20 protein-coding genes are annotated in these 18,378 nt (G+C 37.9%); 6 read left to right on the plus strand and 14 right to left on the minus strand.

Going from position 1 to position 18,378, the window contains the following annotated elements; genetic code table 11:
• Positions 1–14 precede the first annotated feature (14 nt).
• Together mnmA and ACM46_RS03425 are read left to right on the plus strand one after the other, a co-directional pair.
• The gene (mnmA, locus tag ACM46_RS03420; RefSeq protein ID WP_048505192.1) at positions 15–1,202 is read left to right on the plus strand and encodes a tRNA 2-thiouridine(34) synthase MnmA; all 1,188 of its coding nucleotides are present in this window, start codon (positions 15–17) and stop codon (positions 1,200–1,202) included.
• Positions 1,203–1,282: 80 nt separating this feature from the next.
• Positions 1,283–1,492, plus strand: a complete 210-nt coding sequence (locus ACM46_RS03425) for a hypothetical protein (RefSeq protein WP_048505590.1) — start codon at positions 1,283–1,285, stop codon at positions 1,490–1,492.
• Positions 1,493–1,565: 73 nt separating this feature from the next.
• Here ACM46_RS03425 and ACM46_RS03430 read toward each other — a convergent pair whose 3' ends face one another.
• From ACM46_RS03430 to ACM46_RS23600, 3 genes are all read right to left on the minus strand, one after another.
• A complete protein-coding gene (locus ACM46_RS03430) occupies positions 1,566–1,919 on the minus strand; it encodes a hypothetical protein (RefSeq protein ID WP_048505193.1) in 354 nt (117 codons plus the stop codon).
• A gap of 12 nt (positions 1,920–1,931) precedes the next feature.
• Positions 1,932–2,327, minus strand: coding sequence for a hypothetical protein (locus tag ACM46_RS23595; protein ID WP_083997325.1), 396 nt, complete (start codon positions 2,325–2,327; stop codon positions 1,932–1,934).
• A 102-nt stretch (positions 2,328–2,429) separates the two neighbouring features.
• Positions 2,430–2,690, minus strand: coding sequence for a glycine-rich domain-containing protein (locus tag ACM46_RS23600; RefSeq protein ID WP_241485959.1), 261 nt, complete (start codon positions 2,688–2,690; stop codon positions 2,430–2,432).
• A gap of 114 nt (positions 2,691–2,804) precedes the next feature.
• Between ACM46_RS23600 and ACM46_RS03440 the strand changes: the two genes are divergently transcribed.
• Positions 2,805–3,701: a hypothetical protein gene (locus ACM46_RS03440; RefSeq protein ID WP_048505194.1), complete on the plus strand. Its 897-nt coding sequence runs from the start codon at positions 2,805–2,807 to the stop codon at positions 3,699–3,701.
• A 106-nt stretch (positions 3,702–3,807) separates the two neighbouring features.
• Here the strand turns inward: ACM46_RS03440 and ACM46_RS03445 are convergent, their stop codons facing one another.
• The 9 genes from ACM46_RS03445 to ACM46_RS03485 all read right to left on the minus strand — a co-directional run bounded on the left by ACM46_RS03445 (position 3,808) and on the right by ACM46_RS03485 (position 11,906).
• Complete coding sequence (locus tag ACM46_RS03445) at positions 3,808–4,551, minus strand: LytR/AlgR family response regulator transcription factor (protein WP_083997327.1); 744 nt, start codon at positions 4,549–4,551, stop codon at positions 3,808–3,810.
• A 54-nt stretch (positions 4,552–4,605) separates the two neighbouring features.
• Positions 4,606–4,881 carry a 2TM domain-containing protein gene (locus ACM46_RS03450; RefSeq protein ID WP_048505195.1) on the minus strand — a complete coding sequence of 92 codons (276 nt, stop codon included), beginning with the start codon at positions 4,879–4,881 and terminating at the stop codon, positions 4,606–4,608.
• Between the two features lie 24 nt (positions 4,882–4,905).
• Positions 4,906–5,202, minus strand: coding sequence for a 2TM domain-containing protein (locus ACM46_RS03455; RefSeq protein ID WP_048505196.1), 297 nt, complete (start codon positions 5,200–5,202; stop codon positions 4,906–4,908).
• 235 nt (positions 5,203–5,437) lie between these two features.
• Positions 5,438–6,007: a methyltransferase family protein gene (locus ACM46_RS03460; RefSeq protein ID WP_048505197.1), complete on the minus strand. Its 570-nt coding sequence runs from the start codon at positions 6,005–6,007 to the stop codon at positions 5,438–5,440.
• Between the two features lie 160 nt (positions 6,008–6,167).
• Positions 6,168–6,476 carry a 2TM domain-containing protein gene (locus ACM46_RS03465; RefSeq protein ID WP_048505198.1) on the minus strand — a complete coding sequence of 103 codons (309 nt, stop codon included), beginning with the start codon at positions 6,474–6,476 and terminating at the stop codon, positions 6,168–6,170.
• Positions 6,460–7,794 (minus strand): 2TM domain-containing protein, encoded by a 1,335-nt coding sequence (locus tag ACM46_RS03470; RefSeq protein ID WP_048505199.1) that lies wholly within the window; start codon positions 7,792–7,794, stop codon positions 6,460–6,462. Before ACM46_RS03470 ends, ACM46_RS03465 begins: the two co-directional genes overlap by 17 nt.
• Before the next feature lie 139 nt (positions 7,795–7,933).
• Positions 7,934–8,584: a hypothetical protein gene (locus ACM46_RS03475; protein WP_048505200.1), complete on the minus strand. Its 651-nt coding sequence runs from the start codon at positions 8,582–8,584 to the stop codon at positions 7,934–7,936.
• An 83-nt stretch (positions 8,585–8,667) separates the two neighbouring features.
• A complete protein-coding gene (locus ACM46_RS03480) occupies positions 8,668–10,911 on the minus strand; it encodes a TonB-dependent receptor (protein WP_048505201.1) in 2,244 nt (747 codons plus the stop codon).
• A 92-nt stretch (positions 10,912–11,003) separates the two neighbouring features.
• On the minus strand, positions 11,004–11,906 hold the full coding sequence (locus tag ACM46_RS03485) for an AraC family transcriptional regulator (RefSeq protein WP_048505202.1): 903 nt from the start codon (positions 11,904–11,906) through the stop codon (positions 11,004–11,006).
• Positions 11,907–12,054: 148 nt separating this feature from the next.
• Here ACM46_RS03485 and ACM46_RS03490 point away from each other — a divergent pair, with 148 nt between their 5' ends.
• The gene (locus ACM46_RS03490; protein WP_048505203.1) at positions 12,055–12,558 is read left to right on the plus strand and encodes a superoxide dismutase family protein; all 504 of its coding nucleotides are present in this window, start codon (positions 12,055–12,057) and stop codon (positions 12,556–12,558) included.
• Between the two features lie 278 nt (positions 12,559–12,836).
• On the opposite strand, the gene ACM46_RS03495 is transcribed toward ACM46_RS03490, so the two are convergent.
• Positions 12,837–14,966: a carboxy terminal-processing peptidase gene (locus tag ACM46_RS03495; protein WP_048505204.1), complete on the minus strand. Its 2,130-nt coding sequence runs from the start codon at positions 14,964–14,966 to the stop codon at positions 12,837–12,839.
• A gap of 292 nt (positions 14,967–15,258) precedes the next feature.
• Complete coding sequence (locus ACM46_RS03500; protein WP_206540999.1) at positions 15,259–16,389, minus strand: MBL fold metallo-hydrolase; 1,131 nt, start codon at positions 16,387–16,389, stop codon at positions 15,259–15,261.
• A gap of 303 nt (positions 16,390–16,692) precedes the next feature.
• Between ACM46_RS03500 and surE the strand changes: the two genes are divergently transcribed.
• Together surE and ACM46_RS03515 are read left to right on the plus strand one after the other, a co-directional pair.
• Entirely contained in the window at positions 16,693–17,463 is a 771-nt protein-coding gene (surE, locus tag ACM46_RS03510; RefSeq protein WP_048505207.1) for a 5'/3'-nucleotidase SurE, read from the plus strand.
• The gene (locus ACM46_RS03515) at positions 17,463–18,128 is read left to right on the plus strand and encodes a GNAT family N-acetyltransferase (protein ID WP_048505208.1); all 666 of its coding nucleotides are present in this window, start codon (positions 17,463–17,465) and stop codon (positions 18,126–18,128) included. Before surE ends, ACM46_RS03515 begins: the two co-directional genes overlap by 1 nt.
• The last annotated feature ends 250 nt before the right edge of the window (positions 18,129–18,378 follow it).

The following is an 18,378-nucleotide window of genomic DNA, read 5'->3' on the forward strand; positions in this document are numbered from 1 at the left end:
AAAATTGAAATAAAATGAAAGTAGTAGTAGGATTATCTGGAGGAGTAGATTCCAGTGTCACAGCTTATTTGTTGCAACAGCAAGGCCATGAAGTGGTGGCTTTGTTTATGAGAAACTGGAATGATGCTTCGGTAACGCTGGAGGATGAATGTCCGTGGATAGAAGACAGTAATGATGCCCTTATGGTTGCTCAGAAATTAGGAATCCCTTTCCAGGTGATTGATATGAGTGAGCTTTACAAGGAGCGTATTGTAGATTATATGTTCGATGAATATCAGAAAGGAAGAACCCCCAATCCTGATGTTTTATGCAACAGAGAAGTCAAATTTGATGTTTTTATGAAGACTGCCATGTCTTTAGGTGCCGATAAAGTGGCTACAGGACATTACGCACAGGTTAATTCAACGGTTGACGAAAACGGAAAAGAAATTTTTCATCTTTTAGCCGGAAAAGATAACAATAAAGACCAGTCTTATTTTCTGTGTCAGCTGAGCCAGGATCAGCTTTCTAAAGCATTATTTCCTATCGGGGAGCTTACCAAGCCTCAGGTAAGGGAAATTGCTAAAGAAATCGGGCTTGTGACGGCCGACAAAAAGGACTCTCAGGGTCTGTGTTTTATTGGAAAAGTGAGTCTTCCTCAGTTTTTACAGCAACAATTGGTTCCTAAAGAAGGAGAAATTGTAGAAATTTTCAAAGATTCACCTTTATTTTCGGTAGAAAAACCTGAATTTTCTTCAAAAGAGGAAGAACTGGAATTTCTAGTCCGAAAAATCAATTATAAAAAATCAGACGGTAAAGTAATCGGAAAGCACCAGGGAGCCCAGTTTTTCACGATCGGACAAAGCAAGGGACTTGGTATTGGCGGCCACAAAGAAAGCTGCTTTATCATCTCCAGAGACATGGAAAACAATATTATTTTTGTAGGTGAAGGCCACAGTTCTCCGGGACTGCACAAAAAAGCTTTAAAAATTGATAATTCGGAGCTGCATTGGGTGCGTGAGGATATGAAACTTGAAAATGGAGAATCTATGGAAGTGATGGCAAGATTCAGATACAGACAGTCGTTGCAAAAGGCTGTTATTTATCAGTTTGAAAATGCTTTTTACCTAGAGTTTGATGAACCTCAATCGGCTATAGCAGAAGGACAATTTGCCGCATGGTATATCGGTGAAGAACTGATTGGAAGCGGGGTCATCGCATAAAGTGAAAATTTTTTGAAATTTTTCTGTAACGTATTTTGAATTGTCAGACTTACTCAGTAAATAACAATAAAAATATTACTATGAAAACTACTTCAAAAAACCAGTATGCTTTTGTTAATCTACTTTTAATTCCTGTTGTAAGTGCCGTTTTCGGTTACAATTTCTATCAGGTGATTGTACACCAGGAAACATCCAATATTGCTCCTACCCTTATTCTTGCCATGATCACCTCTGTAATGGTGCGCAAATACGGTTATAAGCAGACAAAGGAAAAACAGGACAACAAATAAATTATCTTGATGATACTATAAATCCCGAAGCATTTTTGTTTCGGGTTTCTTTTTTATTAATGTTTTGAGATTGTTATTGCTTGATCTTATGCTTGGATTCGATTGATATAAAAATCATATTCACAATAATTTGAGCAACCAGCATACTGAATAAAATCCCCACCGGACGGTCTAAGCTCAGTCCTCTGAATAATTTGACCACGCCCAGCAGAAAGATCAGGATCATAAAGTAAAAAGAAATATTTGAAAGGTTCTCTCTGAAGAATCTTAAACATAAAATGGAGAGATAAAACCCGATGGTCAGAGTGAAATAGAATTTTAGAAATTCCGGTCCTCTTAAAATAATGGGATTGAATGTATCACAGAATACTACCAGGCCCACAAAACTTACCAAAATTGGTATTGAGTGAATAATTATCTTTTTCATAGCTCTGTAATTTTAACCACCACATCCTCCTCCGCAGCCGCCACAACCACCCCCGCAGCCGCCGCTGCAACCACCTCCGCCACCATCACTACTACTGCATCCGGAAGATCCCCCGTCTCCGCTTCCGCCTACGCTGCCATCATCTTTCTTTTTACCGGTGATATTTTCATGATCACTCTGGAATGATGCTAATACACGAAAGAAGATAAAAATGCCTACAATCGGCAATGTTACGGATGTTAGCGTTCCTATCACTTCGCCCAGACAGGAAGACAGCATGAGTAAGGCAATAAACAAGGGGATAATCCTTAATCTTTTCAGCCAAATTGTACTGCTCCTGACTCTTTCTTTCTCATGCCAGATATCTTTTGGTGCTTCCTGATGAAAGATCTCCTGATAACTTTTCAAGGTGTCTGAAAACCAGTTTCTGTGCTTGGTGTTTTCTTTAAAACCTCCTTTTGAGGGATGATGATGAAGTTTTCTCTTTAGGATATTAGGGCAAAATTCTTCCTAATAATTCTGAGTGTAGATCAGGTGCATATGCCATACTTTGTCTACCGTTTCGCTTGGAGAAGCTCCATTGGGAAGAACGCAGCAGAGATAAACAAATTTCTTATACTCCTGAATGGCTTTCTGAGCAAAATCTAAGCTCCAGCGTTCTTCTTTGGCCAGTTTTTTCGAAAAAGGAAAATCAGCATCCGGAGCATCCAGTGAAAAGCTCTGAATCCGGCTCCAAAGGGGTTCGTCTTTTAATAAGATTGTCGTTTCCATTGTGTTAACTTTTATTTTTCTACTCAAATATCCATTGATTTTAGAATATAAAAGTCTTTTAATCATCTTATTTGGATGTATAAAAATCTTATATTAGTCTTATAAAACTACTCTATGAAAAAAGAAGATATTTTGCACCTCGAGAAGCTGATGAACTTCCTAAGCATGCATTTTTTGAAGAAAAACCATTGGGAAGATGTCACCAAAACGGAATGGGCTTACATCAGTGCCGAACTGAACGATCTGATTACCGCTGATCATTCCGGGAAAGAGATAAAAAAGGAAGCTGATTTTCTGGGAACCAATTATCTTTATGAGCATTTGATTATCAATAAATTAAAAAAATACCGTCAGAATGAAAATTCAGTTTTGAGCAGACCCAATCTTGCGAAACTAAGCCAGATTGTCAAGGTCTTGGGTTATTCTAATTATATTGATTTTATTAATTCCAATACGGAAGCATTTAATTTCAATGATCTTAGGATAGATATGAATAATGTAAGCCAGAATACGGCCCTTTTAGACCGATTGGTGGGCTGCTGGTATTCGTATAACAGAAATCTTCCGGAGAATCCTCTTCAGGCCCGGGATGAGCGTATTTGGCGTTCAGCGATGGAAATCTATAAATCTGAAACCACCGGTGAATATTTCATTGAAAGAAGCGGCGGCGATCATCATAAGTATTTTGGAAAAGTAACGGCCTATTCGGATTATGTGTTCATCATTATGAACAGCAACACCTTCATCCGACAGAGACATTTCATTTCAAGGATAAAAGATATCAAGGAAAAACTTAAAAATCCAGAATATAAGCTCCATGAGGTTCATTTTATAAGTACATGTATCAGTTTTAATCAAGAGCCTATTGCTCTATTTGAAATATTTCAGAAAGCAGACCGAAAAACATTCATATCCGATTCCGTAAGCTTTCCCATAGACAGTGATGAGATTCCCAAGTCTATTATAAAACAGCTTGAGGATACTGAGTCTAACAGGATAGATTATAGGTAGATGGGTTTCGGGGTGAGAGATTCGGGATTATGGTAACGGGATACCAGTTACAACATACCTCTTCAATCTTAGCCTTAGCCTTAACCTAAAATCTAATGTCTAGCATCTACCCCACCAGCCATTCTTTAAAATCTTTCACGCGGTCGCGGCTTACTGTAATTTCTTCCTGCGGCTGAAACTCCAGATCTACTTTATAATAAGGTGATGTATGGATATTTTTTATATAATCGGAATTGATAATAAACTGTCTGTTTGCCCTGAAAAATTTCTTTTCGTCCAGGATGTCTTCAAGCTCATCCAGTGTAAAATCCGATGGATAAACCCGTTCTTCCGTCTGGAGATAGACAATTTTATTTTCACTGAAAAAACAGCTTATTTCATGGGTCTGAACAATTTTAAGATTGTATCCTATTTTAACCAAAACCCTGGATAAGGTTGATTTTTCTTTTCGGATCAGCTGTTTAATATCCTCGGAACCTGTCGTATTGCTGGAAGGAATAAAGGATTTAAATTTTTCTACCGCACCGGAAAGATCTTCCTCCAGAATAGGTTTTAAGAGATAGTCTATGCTGTTCAGCTTAAATGCTTTCAGGGTATATTGATCAAAAGCGGTTGTATAAATGATAAAACCTTTGGTAGGGACCTTTTCAAAAATATCGAAGGACAGGCCATCGCCCAAAACGATGTCTGAGAAAATCAGCTGCGGATGTTCATTTTCAGAAAACCAGGCAAGTCCTTCTTCTACAGATTCTATTTTGGCAACTACTTCTATTTCAGGAAAATTACTCAGCATTCTTTCCAATTTCCTTGAAGCAGGTTTTTCATCTTCAATAATGACAGTTTTGATCATTGAGCTCTCGTTTTTGTTTAATTCGGGAATAAAATTAGATAAAAAATGAACAGCTTAAAAATGGATGTTCTTTTTGTCTTTTCTCATTTCTTTTTCTATAATATCCTTTTCCCATTCTTCATCCAGCAAAAATAATTTTACGGCTTTTATCGTCAGGATAATCCCCCATATCACCAGTATAATGGACCCGTTGAATAAAGAAAAATCAATTCTTCCGGTTTCAATAATATCACTAAAAAATAATATTCCGGCTACTATTCCAAACCACAGAAGGCTTTTGTAGAATTTTTTCAACCGGCTCACTCTTTCGTATGCGCTGTCGTAATCCATGATTGTATTTATTTTTAAAGGTTATTATAATGTTTTTGTATTTTTTCTGTCTTGGTCCATCAGTTCTCTGATCTTCTTTTCTTCCCACTCTTTTCCGATCCCGAAAACACTGAAAGCATGCGCTACAATTCCTATTCCCCAACCCAGCATTGGCCAGTAAAACCAAATATGATCCGGAGAAGTGATAAGATTCAATACAGCAAGGAAAGGAATAACCAGGCAGTAAGAAGTAAGATTACCATAAAATCCTTTTAATTCTTTTACTCTTTTTGCTGCTTTTCTGTAAGCCTGAGTGTCTTTTGAAAATCCTATTGTTTCCATAATTTTTATTTTAAAAAGTTAATTGGTCATTTTTGTTGAATCAAAGGTAGGTCAGAAATGGGTCTTCTATCAACTTTAAATGACTGAGCCGTAGATTATGCTTTCTGAATGGTAAAAAGATGGATTCGCAGGTGAATACTGCTATTCTTAAAAGCCATGTCAAGGTTTAAAACCTTGACATGGCTATGGGAGAGACTTTCCGGTTTCAAACCGTTTATCGTGATTTAAAAAAGAATCAGTAGATAAAAGGAATCAGCTTTTTTGTCTTTTCCTGGTATGCTGCATATTCTTCCCCGAACTTTTCTAAAAGTGCCTGTTCTTCAATTTTAATCCTATAAATGAAAGCAAAAAACGGAGGAAGGAAAGCCAGTAATAATGACAGCCAGTTATTCAGATATAATCCTAACCCTAAAGAAGTTAGCAAGGAAAACGCATACGATGGATGCCTCAGGTATTTATAAAAACCCTCTTTTTTGATCTGATGATCCTCTTTTATCGTTACATCTACCGTAAAATATTTCCCTAAGGATCTGATGATGATAAACCTCAATATAATTCCTATCAGGATAAATGCTTCTCCAACATATAAAATCCATTTTTCTTCAGAGATGGGAAACCTCGTCATATACGAAGCTGCTATGGAAGCTGCTATGGAAAACGGAATGGCCATCCATAAAATATTCAGTGTAGATTTATCTTTGTCTTTTTTGTCTTCCTTCCCGGATTTCAGCATGTTTTTGTAGAGGATTTCCGTGATAAACCAGGCTGCCATGGAAAGATAGAAAAGGGTCTGTAGGGAATTCATATTTTTTTGTTTTTTGGGTTAGTAGAAAGGTGAAAAGCAAAAGGGCTTTTTTAAGCTCATTGTACGATTTTGTCTAGGTTAAATTGTGGTTGGAGAAGGAAATACTTTAATATCAGCCTGAAAAATTTTTGACATTCAGCAGTTTAGCCTTTCCGCCGCATCATCCTTTCTTCTCCTTCTTCTCCATCAGTTTCCTGATCTGCTTTTCCTCCCATTCTCTTATAAAGCCGATATTAGGCAAATAAACAGCGATAGCATGAGCCACCAGTCCAATTCCCCAAAAGGTTGCCGTAAAGAAATTTTTGAACTGAAAATAGCTTTCTCCGGGCTCCAAATGTTTAATATTATACACCACAATCATGGCATTCACTCCGATATAGGCGAATAGGTGTCCGTAAAATCCTCTTAACCGCTCAACCTGCCTTCTCGCCTGTTCATAGCGGATGTTGTTTTCATCGTAGGTTTCCATTATCTCTATTTTTTTGTTTATCCATAATTTCCCGGATTTTCTTTTCTTTCCAGGCTTCCCCGACCCCAAAAACCTGAAACGCATGAGAGGCGACACCAATTCCCCATCCTAACATCGGAAAGTAGAACCAAAGGTTTTTTGGTGAATAAATCAGGTTGATAATAATCAGAAACGGGATTATCGTACAGTAGGAAATAAGGTTACCATAAAAGCTTTTGAGTTCCTTTACCCGTTTTTTTGCTTTTTCGTAAGATTCGTTCTCATCTGTCTCTTTCACATTGACAGTGCTTGGTTTAGATGAAAGTATCGGAACTTTTACTTTAAAATAATCTTCTGATTTTTCAATGAAAACGTTCTTTCTGGTTAATAGAGCATACCGCTGAACAATATTAGCCAGACCTATTCCTGCACTTTCTTTCATCTGTTCTCTTGCCTGAAGGTTGTTTTCAATGCAAAGCGTATCGTTATCCGAAAATATTTTAATGATCAGAGGTTTTGAAGAGGTGGCAAAATTATGTTTGATACAGTTTTCCAGCAAAAGCTGAAGCGATAGCGGAACTACATATCTTCTGTAGTCTTCATTCTTTACATCAAAGATAAAATCTACACTGTCTTCAAATCTTGTTTTTAAAAGCTCACAATATGTTTTTGCAAATTCTATCTCGTCTTCTACCGTCACAAGCTCTTTATCTTTCTGTTCAAGTACATACCGGTAAATCTTTGACATTGAAGCAGTAAACTTCTGTGCCTGGTTCGGATTTTCGTCAATCAGAGAGCTTAATACGTTTAAGGAATTAAAAAGGAAATGCGGGTCCAGCTGATTTTTCAGGCTTTCGAACTGTGCATTAGCAGATTTTGCAATAAGTTTCTGCTCCACTACCTCTTTTCTGGACGTTTTCTTCAGCTCTTCCATAAAGCCTTTTGCATGGAGAAATGCAGAGATCAGAAGTGCTATATTGATCATGAACCAATTGGTAGTTGCATATTCCTTGGAAAAAAAGGATTCGGTGGTTGCTACTTTCTGAATCTGTACATAATTCATGTAGTTGCAGAAATACACCAGAATAAAATTCCCTATGATGATGGAGACAACACTCAGCACCGTTCTTATTCCGGTCGTTTCAGACCATGGAAATCTTTTATTGAGAAAATCATTGATAAAAGCATTTCCAAATCCAAGAATGAAAGAATACATGCTGGAAATCATCAGGGTAATCAAAAAATTGTGGAAGTTCTTCTCCTTAGTAAAAAACAAGAAGAAAAATAGGGATGTTCCCAACGATACCCAAAATAATATAATAAGTCCTTTACGTTTCATGAGTTGTTTTCCTGATTCAAAATTAGTCTTTAATAAAGGTATCAAAAATTATTTTTTACCGAAGGGCGGATTTTCCTTTCCGAATGGAATAAAAAAAGCCTTCCGGGTAAGGAAGGCTTTCATTGTATGTTATATTATTTTATTTAGCCGGCATATTCAAAAAGTACTCTGCTTCTGCCTTACCCCAGTTTGGATCAAGAGCCGTTTTAGGTTTGTAGGTATTAAATTTAGCCACTGCATCTTTAAACATTTCCATTCCTTTGGTTTTGCTTCCACCGTACTGTTCCGGAGTAAAATAAGTGTCTTCAGCCTTGATAAGAGCGATTCTAGGGTTTGAAGGATCAAGCTTTTCCGCAATACCAAGCTCTTCCGTAGCTTTCGCTCCATCCGTCATATAACGCTGAGGCGGGTTCACCATCATTCTTAAAGACGCTGCCATTTTTCTCAGCAGATGGATTTCCGCGTTGTCTGCTCCGGCAAGGTTTTGGGCGCTGCTCAGATATTTATCCGCCAGATTAGCGGTTTCATCCAGACCAGACATATCTCCGTTTCTCATCATCAGTCTTCCTTTTTGGATCTGCGAGAAGGCAGCATAATAAGGAGGAAGCCATTTTGTACTTTCCTTGCTTCCAATTCTCTGGAAATCGTTGGCAAGGGTCTGGAATTCTTCCGCGGTTTTACAGGTTTCTGTTTTCGCGATTTTTTCCTTCATAATTTTTTCGTAATCTGCCTGTGCAAAAGCTGTTAAACTCATAAAAGCTAAAGCAAAACTTAATAGGTATTTTTTCATAATATCAATTTTTTTTAAGTTAGTTAATTGTTAATCTGAAGTTATGTATTTTAAGGTTAATCTAAATGTCCGTTTATATTATTTTATAAATTATTGTTGATGGCGTCCTGCGTTTTATCTACTCCAAAGCTGATGAATGCTCCTACAAAAACAAAGGTATTGACCGGAGGAACTACTGATGAACTTCTTGAGCCGTCTACCGAGAAATTGTACCCGTAAACATTTTTCGTACCCAGAACATTGGAAACACTCAATACAAGCACTGTAAAAGCTTTTGAATCTTTCTTACCCAGATTGGGAAGGTAATTAAAGCTGATGTTAAGAGCATTGTAATCTTTCAGTGTGCCTTCGTTTCTGATGTAATTCACTGAATTCCCGTTTTCACTTTTCACTGCTATATCGTAATAAGGCCGTCCTTTGGAATAGGTATAGGATAAATTCACCCCCAGTTTCCATTCCGGAATAAATCTTTTGGCCACCGCAGAAAGAGTGTGTGCAGAAGCAAAATTGGGTTTTAAACTTACCGGATAATTATTGAAATCTCTTTTTGAATCAAGGAAGGAGTAACTGATCCAGTAGTCTATGTTTTCAAATGTTTTTTTGTCTCTCCAGAATAATTCCAGTCCTTTTGCATAGCCATAACCATTATTGTTCAGGGCAGTCTGTACCTGCTGATTCTGTTCTTTATCCGGCGTAATGTTGAATGTTTTTATCAGCTGATCGTATTTTTTATAAAAAGCTTCAAAACGCAGGCTTCTTCCCTCTGATGATCTCTGAACCTGGAAAATATAATGTTGAGATTTTTGAAAATCCAGATCGGCAGGTCCGTTGATGTATCTGCTTTCGGGATTCTGATAAAACAATCCGTAGGCAAAGGAAGTCGTCCAATCTTTTGCCAGACGGTAAGCCAGCGCAAAACGGGGTGCTATATTGGCTTTTCCTAAAAACGAAGAACTCTCTGCCCTTACCCCAACTTTTGCAGACAATGCATTGCTGAAACCAAGATCTGTCTCCGCAAAAGCAGCAGATATAAGATCTTTGTAATGTTTTCTTACTTCCCCGAAATTCAGTCTTTCGTTTGTATTATTTAATTCAAATCCGGCTCTTACCGCACTTATTTTATTGATTTTTCTTTCAAGAACAGCTTTAAAGTTGATGTAATTCCCATCATTTAAAAGTTGTGTTTTCCCTGATTCCAGATTGTCGGCTTCTGTGGAAAAATTAAGATCGGCCTGATTGTAAGAATAAGAAGTTCCTACATTCAGAAGGTATTTCCCGAATTTCTGCTTAAAAGACAGATTGTGATAGGTATTTTTCCCTTTCAGTCTTATAAGTGCAAAATCATATTCAGGTTCTAAACTTTCTGTTTTTACCCCCATTTTATTGGAATCATACATTCCGTAATATTTGAAGAATCCTCCTGATTTTGTTTTAATTCTGAAGTTAAAATCTCCGTTTAAGCCCTGAGGAGCATCAATAAAATTTGTATTAAAATTAAAAACCTTCTGCATAAGACTTAAAAGAGAATAGCCTAAGGTAGCTCCAAAAGAGTGATTTTTATCCTGACCCAGCTTTTGGAATCCGGCACTCAAAAAGATGGGTGAAATCCCAAAATCATAAGAGCTTTGGTCCGGAAGATCAACACTTTCCAGCATCAATGCTCCTGAAAGAGCCTGCCCGTAAAGCGCTGAATAACCACCGCTCGAAAAGATATTTCCTTTGAAAAGAGAGGTATTGAAACGATCTCTTCCTGCAATCCCCGGGACAGAATTGGAAAAATAATTATTGATAAGACTTCCGTCCATAAAGATTTTGGACTCTGTTCCTGTTCCTCCTCTGATGAAAAGCCCTTCCGTTTCTCCTATTTTCTGAACTCCGGGAAGGTAGTTTAAAGCTGAGGAGATCTGTCCGTCTGCTCCTGCCGTTGTATAGATATCAATCGGGGTTAGTAAGGCTGTTGCTCTTTTTTTGTCACTCGCTTCTATTGAACCGGCAGATACCACCACGGCATCAATCTCGCTGATCTCTTCTTTAAGCTCGGCATTTACAGAAATATCTTGGTTCTCAATAACTAAAGGTTTTTCTACTTCCTGGTATTTAGGATGTGTAAATGTGAGAATATGGTTTCCTTTTTCTGATGTTTCAAAGGAAAAATTTCCCTGCGCATCAGTAGTCGCTCCATCATAGGTATCTTTGAGCGTAACATTGATTTCATTGACCCCTTTATTTTTAAAGGTTACCTTTCCCGAGATCTTTACCTGCGAATATCCTGCAATGAAAGAAAGAAAAGCAATGAGTAGTAAAAGTTTTTTTCCCTGTGTCTTCATGGAGTTAATTTTCGGATCAAAAATAATATGCAATATGCCTTTCTTAAAAAAATATTTTACTGAAAGGCATACTTTGGCTACTGAATGGGAAATCAGTGAATCGGGATACAGAAATCCACAATCATTTTTCCTTCGGGATGTTCTTTAAAGTTGGAATGATAGATTTCAAACGGAAAGGTCTTCCGCATGGTATAACCCCGCTCATTCATCCACAGGAACAGGGATACCCAGCATTGTTCAAAGTCCTGCAGGGTAACTTCTCCGCTTCCTACAATAAACTTTCCGGGATCAATGGTTTCCGGAAAAACAACTCCTTCCTGCTTCTCCAGTCTTTCATCCAGAAGCATACAGGCATGGATTCTTACCTTATCCGGCGGAGTTACTTTAAAACTGTCATGATACACTGAAATCATTTTCACATTTCCTGCGGGGTACAGCTTCTTTTTTTCTGCCCACTCGATAAGAACATGATAGGAAGTTTCTACAGAGGCTATTCCTAAACTCATTACAGCGGCCAGATTCATTTCCGGAAGTTGTTTTACTTCAATTTTTAAATTCATTTTTGTCCAATTTAAGAGGTTTTCTATCTGCCAAATGTACGGGCTGAAAACAACATCCTTTTGTCCGTTCTTGCTCTCTGTCATGAGAATTTTATGGAAGGTTTCGGGAGCATTATTTCGAAAGACAGAGGGTGCAACTCCATAGAATTTCCTGAACGTTTTACTAAAAACGGAATGGCTGGTAAATCCCAGATCAAGATAAATGTCTTTTATGTCTCTATCTTTCTTCACGGCCAGGTAAAAAGCGCTTTTTTCAATTTTCTTTCTGATGATATAGTTCTGGAGGGTTTCTCCTATGATAAGCTTAAATATCCTATGAAAATGGAAGGGAGAATACATCCCGATTTCTGCGATTTTTTCCAGGGATAAATCTGCATCAAGGTTATGATTAATGTATTTTATGGCTTTTATGATTCTTTTTTGGTGTTCTTCCATGGTTGAAATGCTTCTGAGTAAAGATATCAAGATGCTCCCTATTTCATTGGTTAAATATTGCTGTTTTCTAAAAAAGGATTGAAATCATAAACTGGTTCGAAAAATCTTTTTTAAATTTATCGTTAAAATCACTTTAAATCATTGAACAATGAAAGTACAAACATTAGCATTACTGGCGGGTTGTGCATTTTTAGCAGCTTCGTGCTGTACCACAAAAACGTACCCGGTAAACGCCAAGAGCGGAACACAAACGGGAGGAACAGCCAAGTTTACGCAGAAAGGAGACGAAGTGGCCATGAAACTTGAAGTAACAAACCTTACTCCCGGTATTCATGCGGTACATATCCACGAGAAGGGAGACTGCTCTGCTGCTGACGGAACTTCTACCGGAGGACACTGGAATCCGGCTAAGGACGATCACGGAAAGTGGGGAGCTGAACATTTCCACATGGGAGATATCGGAAACCTGACAGCAGACCAAAGCGGAAAGGCTGTCCTTACTTTCAAGACAAATAAATGGTGTCTGGGTTGTACCGATGAGTCTAAGAACATTATTGGAAAAGGCCTTATCATCCATGCTGCGGCAGATGATTTCCATACGCAGCCTACAGGAAATGCAGGAGGAAGAGTTGGGTGCGTAGAGATTAAATAACCTGAGAGTTTGGGTTAAGAAAATTAAGATTGAGATACTTAAAGTTACGAGGTGCGGGATTCGGGTTTGAGGGTTTGAGAGTCGGAGAGTTTTAGGGGTGAAAAGTTTCGGGATACGAGTTGTGAGGTGCGGGATTGGAGAGTTTCACAATTCACTTGCCAGGCAAAATTGACCATTGACATTCCTTAGTCTTAGCCTTTACCTCAGCCTAAAAATTATCCCGAACTCAGCGCTTGATCATAAAAAAACCGCTGATTTTCATCAGCGGTTTTTTTGTTTTATGACTTGGTCTGCATGTCAGCCACAATATTCATAGCTTCTTGCAGATAAGGGTCTTTTTTAAGATTTTTGATCCACATTTCAGATTTTTTCTTGAAAGCTTCATCTTTTTTCTCTCTTTCTATTTCTTTAGGGTACATCATAAATTTAAGTCCGTTTTCAAATTTGCTTAAAGCTTTGAATTTCTCTATCTGAGCTTTTCTCTGCTTCATCAGCTCGTTGAACTTATTGATGTTAAGTGTTATCGTTTCCTCTTTATCCAGTTTTTCTCTCCACTGGGCAGATTCAAGAAGAAGCTGATAATTGCTGTTTTTAGCCATTCTGTCCGCACTTGCTTTTTCCAGCGCCTGAATATTGAAATAGTTCAGTTTCTGGAATTTTGCTCCCGGAATTTTATCCCAGGCCAAAGCAAAATCGTCGTAACGCTCACCTACTTCTGCATAAGTAAAGAAGTCTTTCATCTGAATATCAGAAACAATTCCTTTTCTCTGAGTAGATTCCCCTGTAACTCTGTAGAATTTCTGGATGGTCAGTTTTAAAGATCCGAAATCATCTTCCGTATTCAGGAATCTGTTAAGATCCACAAAAGTTTGTACGGTTCCTTTACCAAAAGACTGTGGAGAACCAATGATCATTGCTCTTCCGTAATCCTGCATTACTCCGGCAAGGATTTCAGATGCTGATGCGGAAAGCTCGTTCTGCATAATCACTAACGGGCCCGTCCAGATTGGAGTTTCATATTTATTTTTTAAGGGCTGAATCTTTCCGTTTCCGTCTTTCACCTGAACATAAGGTCCTGCATCCATGAAAAGCCCCATGATATCGCCTACTTCAGTTAAAGATCCTCCTCCATTGTTTCTAAGGTCAAGAACAATTCCTTCGATGTTCTGTTCTTTAAGTTTAATGATTTCATTTTTGATATCATCAGAAGCATTTCTTCCTTTAGCATCCTCAAAATCAGCATTAAAGCTTGGCAGATTGATGAATCCGTATTTTTTTCCGTTTGGAGAATTCACTACGATACTTCTTGCAAAGGTATCTTCAATAGCTACTTCCTCACGGATCATGGTTACGTCCTTAGTTGTTCCGTCTTTTTTCTGAACAGTTAAAGTTACAGGAGTTCCTTTTTCACCTCTGATTAATCTTACCGCTTCATCGGAAAGCATTCCTACAACATTTACCGCATCATCTTTCGGCTTGGATTTTACTTTTAAAATTTTATCCCCTTCAGAAAGCTGTTTAGACTTCCAGGCAGGAGCTCCAATCGTTAAAGCACCCAGATAAAGGTTTCCTTTTTTCTCCTGAATAATGGCTCCGATTCCTATTACTTTTCCTGTAAACTGGGTATCGAAATCTTCTTTGTCTTTTGGAGAATAATAGTTGGTATGCGGATCAAATACTTCTGTGTAAGCATTCATATACACCGTAAACCAATCCATTTTCTTTCTTTTTTTGAACCTTGTAAAGGTATCTTTTACAAGGTCTTTCACTTCATCGGTCGCTTTTTTGATCTTCTGATCCTGTGTAAGCACCTGAAGTTTGATGGTATCTTTCAGTTTGTATTTCTGAACAGAGTCTTTCTTTTCTTTCTGAGCTTCTTCCTTGCTGTTCATAGATTCAACCTCCTGAAGGATGTTATACTTGATGTATTTTTTCCACTCGTTATACTGTTCCTGCTTGTTGGTAGGTACTTTTTTAAGCTTCGGCTCCAGAGTAAGCGCGTCGTCTTCTTCCAGGCTGATAGGTTTGCTGAAAATATCCTGAGTGATCTTATCTATTTCGTCTACTCTCTGATAAAGCCTGTCGATAGTAAGCTTATAGAAAGTAAGATCTCCCTGGCTGATGTAGTCGTCCAGCTTGGTTTCATGCTTTCCGAATTCGTCCATATCAGATTGGAGGAAATATCTTTTTGCCGGATCTACCAGTTCAAAATAATGTTTATACACATCTTTTGAGTAGGCATCATTGATGGGTTTCGGGCTGTAATGTAAATAAGAAAGTGTATTCTTTACGCTCACCATAATCGTCTGCATCTTTTCATCGTCATTCTTTGGCGAGTTGAAACAAAACATTAGACTTGTCAATGGAATTAGGAGTAAAAATTTATTCAGTTTGAAATTTTTCCACATAAACTGTCTTTATTTATTAATTTTTTAAAAATATATACTACAATTAGTAGCAGCAATTAATTCGCTGTTACAAACTATCAAATTTAATACCTTATTTACAATTATCGGATAGTTTTAAATGTTTTTTATTAAAAGCGGTTTATAAGTATTTCAGTTCTTTTGCAACAAATCACATATAATATTAATAATCAAAGTATTACTTAAAATAGTTATCTGTTTTTTAAAAAATAAATATCTCTATTTTCTATTCTCTTCCTGTTTCCGGTATACCTCTGATCTTTTCTTTTCTCCTTTATTTTATATTTTTCCACCATTGTCTGAAAACCTGCGTATTGTCATCCAGATCAACCATTTCCCCGATCATTGGAGTTGCCAGTCTGTAATTTTTATTCTGAGAATGTTTTGTAATTTCCTTCAAAGGCTCGTCCCAGGGATGTTTAGCCAGCGTAAACTTGGAATGGTGTACCGGTATCAAATTTTTAGCATTGAGTTCCGTAGTTGCCAATGCCACTTCTTCCGGAAGCTCATGGACAGACTGCCATGCTTTATCATACTGGCCGCATTCCATAATGGCCCAATCAATGGCAGGATGTTTTTTAGCGATATCTTTAAAACGGTTGCTGTAGCCGCCATCTCCACTGTAATAAATATTCATGGCCGGAGACTGAATGAAGAAAGAAAGCCACAAAGCCTGTGAGCTTTTAAAACCTCTTCCACCATCATGATGTGTATTTTCCGTATAGATTGTAAAACCTGGTTTCACGTCCACCTTATCTCCCCAATCTTTTTCTAAGATCTGCTTCGAAGTATAACCCCATCTTTCATAATGCGCTCCTGCTCCCAAGCCGCAAATCACATATTTTACTTTCGACTGTAGTGCTTTTACGGTTTCATAATCCAGATGGTCATAATGATCGTGGGAAAGAAGCATATAATCAATTTCCGGCATGTCTTCCACAGAATAAATATCGCTGCCTTTATAGGCACTGGGTTTCCCTGGAAGTGGTGACATTCTCCCGCTGAATACAGGATCTACCAAAATTTTCACTCCATCTGCCTGCAAAAAGAATGATGAATGCCCAAACCAGACCATCACATTGCGGTCCGCCGGAATTGTTTTAAGATTCGTTTTTATTGAAGGCAATGCATCAACAGGTTCTGTGTGTGGAAACTTCACGGTAAGTGCTTTCCAGATTTCGCCTGCAAAGCTGTAGCCTTCAGCGATCGTTGGTTTTTCTGTTAAATTTCTGAATTTTCCATCTTTATAATGGGGAGATTTCTTCATCATTTCCAATCTTTTTCCTTCCGGTAAAGCTCCGAATTGGGGCTGTTTCATATAAAAATAGGTGGCCACTGCCAAAACGATAATTACGCAGAGAAGGAAGATCATGATGCGCTTCAGTATTCTTAAATTTTTTTTCATCGATCAGGTTTTTATTATTTTTTACATCCAATATCTGGATTTGCAACTGCAAATTTCTGGAATGAAATATAATTATACTTTGCTAAAAAGCTCAAATTTATTTGTAGAAAAGTTCAGTATCTGTTTTAGTTACAGATTCGGTTCTCACGGCCAATTTATTTTATTAAAAACAGTTTTGCATGGATTTTGACAAAAATGAATGAGTATGTTATCAAACTTTTGACTAAATTTGATACGTGCGAAATTCATGGGATCTGCCCGCTTTGATTATCCGCACTACACTTTTTTTAAACTCAACTTTTTATGGAAAGACCACTTATTCTGGTAACTAATGATGATGGAATCACCGCTCCGGGTATCAGAAACCTTATACAATTTATGAACGAAATTGGAGAAGTTATTGTTGTAGCCCCTAACTCTCCCCAAAGTGGAAAAGGCCACGCCATTACCATCAACTCTACACTGAGCTACGAAGAAGTAAGCCTTGAAGGTCCTCAAACGGATTTTTCCTGTAGCGGAACTCCGGTAGACTGTGTAAAAATGGCTCTTGATAAAATCCTGACGAGAAGACCGGATATTGTGGTCTCAGGGATTAATCATGGCGCCAACTCTTCAATCAATGTAATTTATTCCGGAACGATGTCTGCTGCTGTAGAAGCGGGAGTAGAAGGAATTCCTGCTATCGGTTTTTCACTGATGGATTTCAGCTGGGAAGCGGATTTTACGCAAGCCAAAGAATATATTCAGAATATTGTAAGAAGAACCCTGGAAAACCCAATGCCGAAAGGAATTGTACTGAACGTCAATATCCCGAAACTTACTGCCGGAGAAATCAAAGGGGTGAAAGTCTGCAAGCAGGCAAATGCCAAATGGGAAGAGAGCTTCGACGAAAGGGTGAATCCTCACGGAAAAAAATACTACTGGCTTACAGGATATTTCAATAATATGGATGAGTCTGAAGATGCGGATGAAACGGCATTGGCCAACGGATATATTTCAATAGTTCCGGTGAAATTTGATCTTACAGCCTATGAATACATGAAGACGCTGGAAGAAGTAATGAATTTTGACTAATGTACGAAAAGCTAGATAATCCTGTTTTTCATTCACTCAATGAATATCATGAAAAGTTCTGCTTTCATTTCGGGGACACGAAGTTTTACAACCCTGAAGTAGCCTCTTTCGGAGGTGCTGCAGAGCGATCAAGAGAACAAGACATCACAGAATACGCAAAAATCTGTGATGATTTTCTGATATTCGGAACCCGGCCTGATTCTGGAAATTTCAAAACAGATCTGTCACTGCTTGTGTGCGATCAGTATGTTCTTGAAAATCCGATTCAGATGGATCTTACTGAAGAAATTATTGAATTGAAAGAAGAAAACCGGAACGAGCTTCTGGCATTTGTCATGAAGTTTTATCCTTATTATTTTAAAGCAAGAACTCCCGAACTGGGACGGTATTTTGGCATCTTTAAAGAAGGAAAATTAGCCGCAGTTACCGGAGAAAGAATGCAGATGAATGATATGACGGAAGTAAGTGCTGTGATCACAGATACGGATCATCTGGGAAAAGGGCTGGCGAAACAGCTGATAACTTTTGTTTCGGGAAAGATCTTTGATGACGGAAAAACTCCTTTTCTTCATGTCGCGGAAAGTAATGCGGGAGCCAAAAAGCTGTATGAAAAGCTGGGCTTTATGCATAGAGGAAAGATAAATTTATGGGGCGTGAAAGGATAACTTTTCCGCCCCTTTTTTATTTTATATCTGTTTTTCTTTTTTAACCACGGATTACACGGATTTGCACAGATGATTGTGTTATTTGTGGAAAAATTGGTGGGATTTGTGGCAAATTTATGGTTTGGCTAAAGCCGGATGAATATTGATTCTTTTGTAAGCGGGCTAAAGCCCGCTCCTATTGATGGATAGAGCGTTTTATAGATTGCTGTAGATTGAGGTAGGTGAATGTGTTTTATTTTTTACAAGGTTA

The organism is Chryseobacterium angstadtii (genome assembly GCF_001045465.1).
GTDB classification, from domain to species: Bacteria; Bacteroidota; Bacteroidia; order Flavobacteriales; family Weeksellaceae; genus Chryseobacterium; species Chryseobacterium angstadtii.

Bases quoted from the DNA above. Each gene is read 5' to 3' on its own strand.
- mnmA (WP_048505192.1), top strand. From the start codon at position 15: ATGAAAGTAGTAGTAGGATTATCTGGAGGAGTAGATTCCAGTGTCACA.
- ACM46_RS03425 (WP_048505590.1), top strand. From the start codon at position 1,283: ATGAAAACTACTTCAAAAAACCAGTATGCTTTTGTTAATCTACTTTTA.
- ACM46_RS03430 (WP_048505193.1), bottom strand. From the start codon at position 1,919: ATGAAAAAGATAATTATTCACTCAATACCAATTTTGGTAAGTTTTGTG.
- ACM46_RS23600 (WP_241485959.1), bottom strand. From the start codon at position 2,690: ATGGAAACGACAATCTTATTAAAAGACGAACCCCTTTGGAGCCGGATT.
- ACM46_RS03440 (WP_048505194.1), top strand. From the start codon at position 2,805: ATGAAAAAAGAAGATATTTTGCACCTCGAGAAGCTGATGAACTTCCTA.
- ACM46_RS03445 (WP_083997327.1), bottom strand. From the start codon at position 4,551: ATGATCAAAACTGTCATTATTGAAGATGAAAAACCTGCTTCAAGGAAA.
- ACM46_RS03450 (WP_048505195.1), bottom strand. From the start codon at position 4,881: ATGGATTACGACAGCGCATACGAAAGAGTGAGCCGGTTGAAAAAATTC.
- ACM46_RS03455 (WP_048505196.1), bottom strand. From the start codon at position 5,202: ATGGAAACAATAGGATTTTCAAAAGACACTCAGGCTTACAGAAAAGCA.
- ACM46_RS03460 (WP_048505197.1), bottom strand. From the start codon at position 6,007: ATGAATTCCCTACAGACCCTTTTCTATCTTTCCATGGCAGCCTGGTTT.
- ACM46_RS03465 (WP_048505198.1), bottom strand. From the start codon at position 6,476: ATGGAAACCTACGATGAAAACAACATCCGCTATGAACAGGCGAGAAGG.
- ACM46_RS03470 (WP_048505199.1), bottom strand. From the start codon at position 7,794: ATGAAACGTAAAGGACTTATTATATTATTTTGGGTATCGTTGGGAACA.
- ACM46_RS03475 (WP_048505200.1), bottom strand. From the start codon at position 8,584: ATGAAAAAATACCTATTAAGTTTTGCTTTAGCTTTTATGAGTTTAACA.
- ACM46_RS03480 (WP_048505201.1), bottom strand. From the start codon at position 10,911: ATGAAGACACAGGGAAAAAAACTTTTACTACTCATTGCTTTTCTTTCT.
- ACM46_RS03485 (WP_048505202.1), bottom strand. From the start codon at position 11,906: ATGGAAGAACACCAAAAAAGAATCATAAAAGCCATAAAATACATTAAT.
- ACM46_RS03490 (WP_048505203.1), top strand. From the start codon at position 12,055: ATGAAAGTACAAACATTAGCATTACTGGCGGGTTGTGCATTTTTAGCA.
- ACM46_RS03495 (WP_048505204.1), bottom strand. From the start codon at position 14,966: ATGTGGAAAAATTTCAAACTGAATAAATTTTTACTCCTAATTCCATTG.
- ACM46_RS03500 (WP_206540999.1), bottom strand. From the start codon at position 16,389: ATGAAAAAAAATTTAAGAATACTGAAGCGCATCATGATCTTCCTTCTC.
- surE (WP_048505207.1), top strand. From the start codon at position 16,693: ATGGAAAGACCACTTATTCTGGTAACTAATGATGATGGAATCACCGCT.
- ACM46_RS03515 (WP_048505208.1), top strand. From the start codon at position 17,463: ATGTACGAAAAGCTAGATAATCCTGTTTTTCATTCACTCAATGAATAT.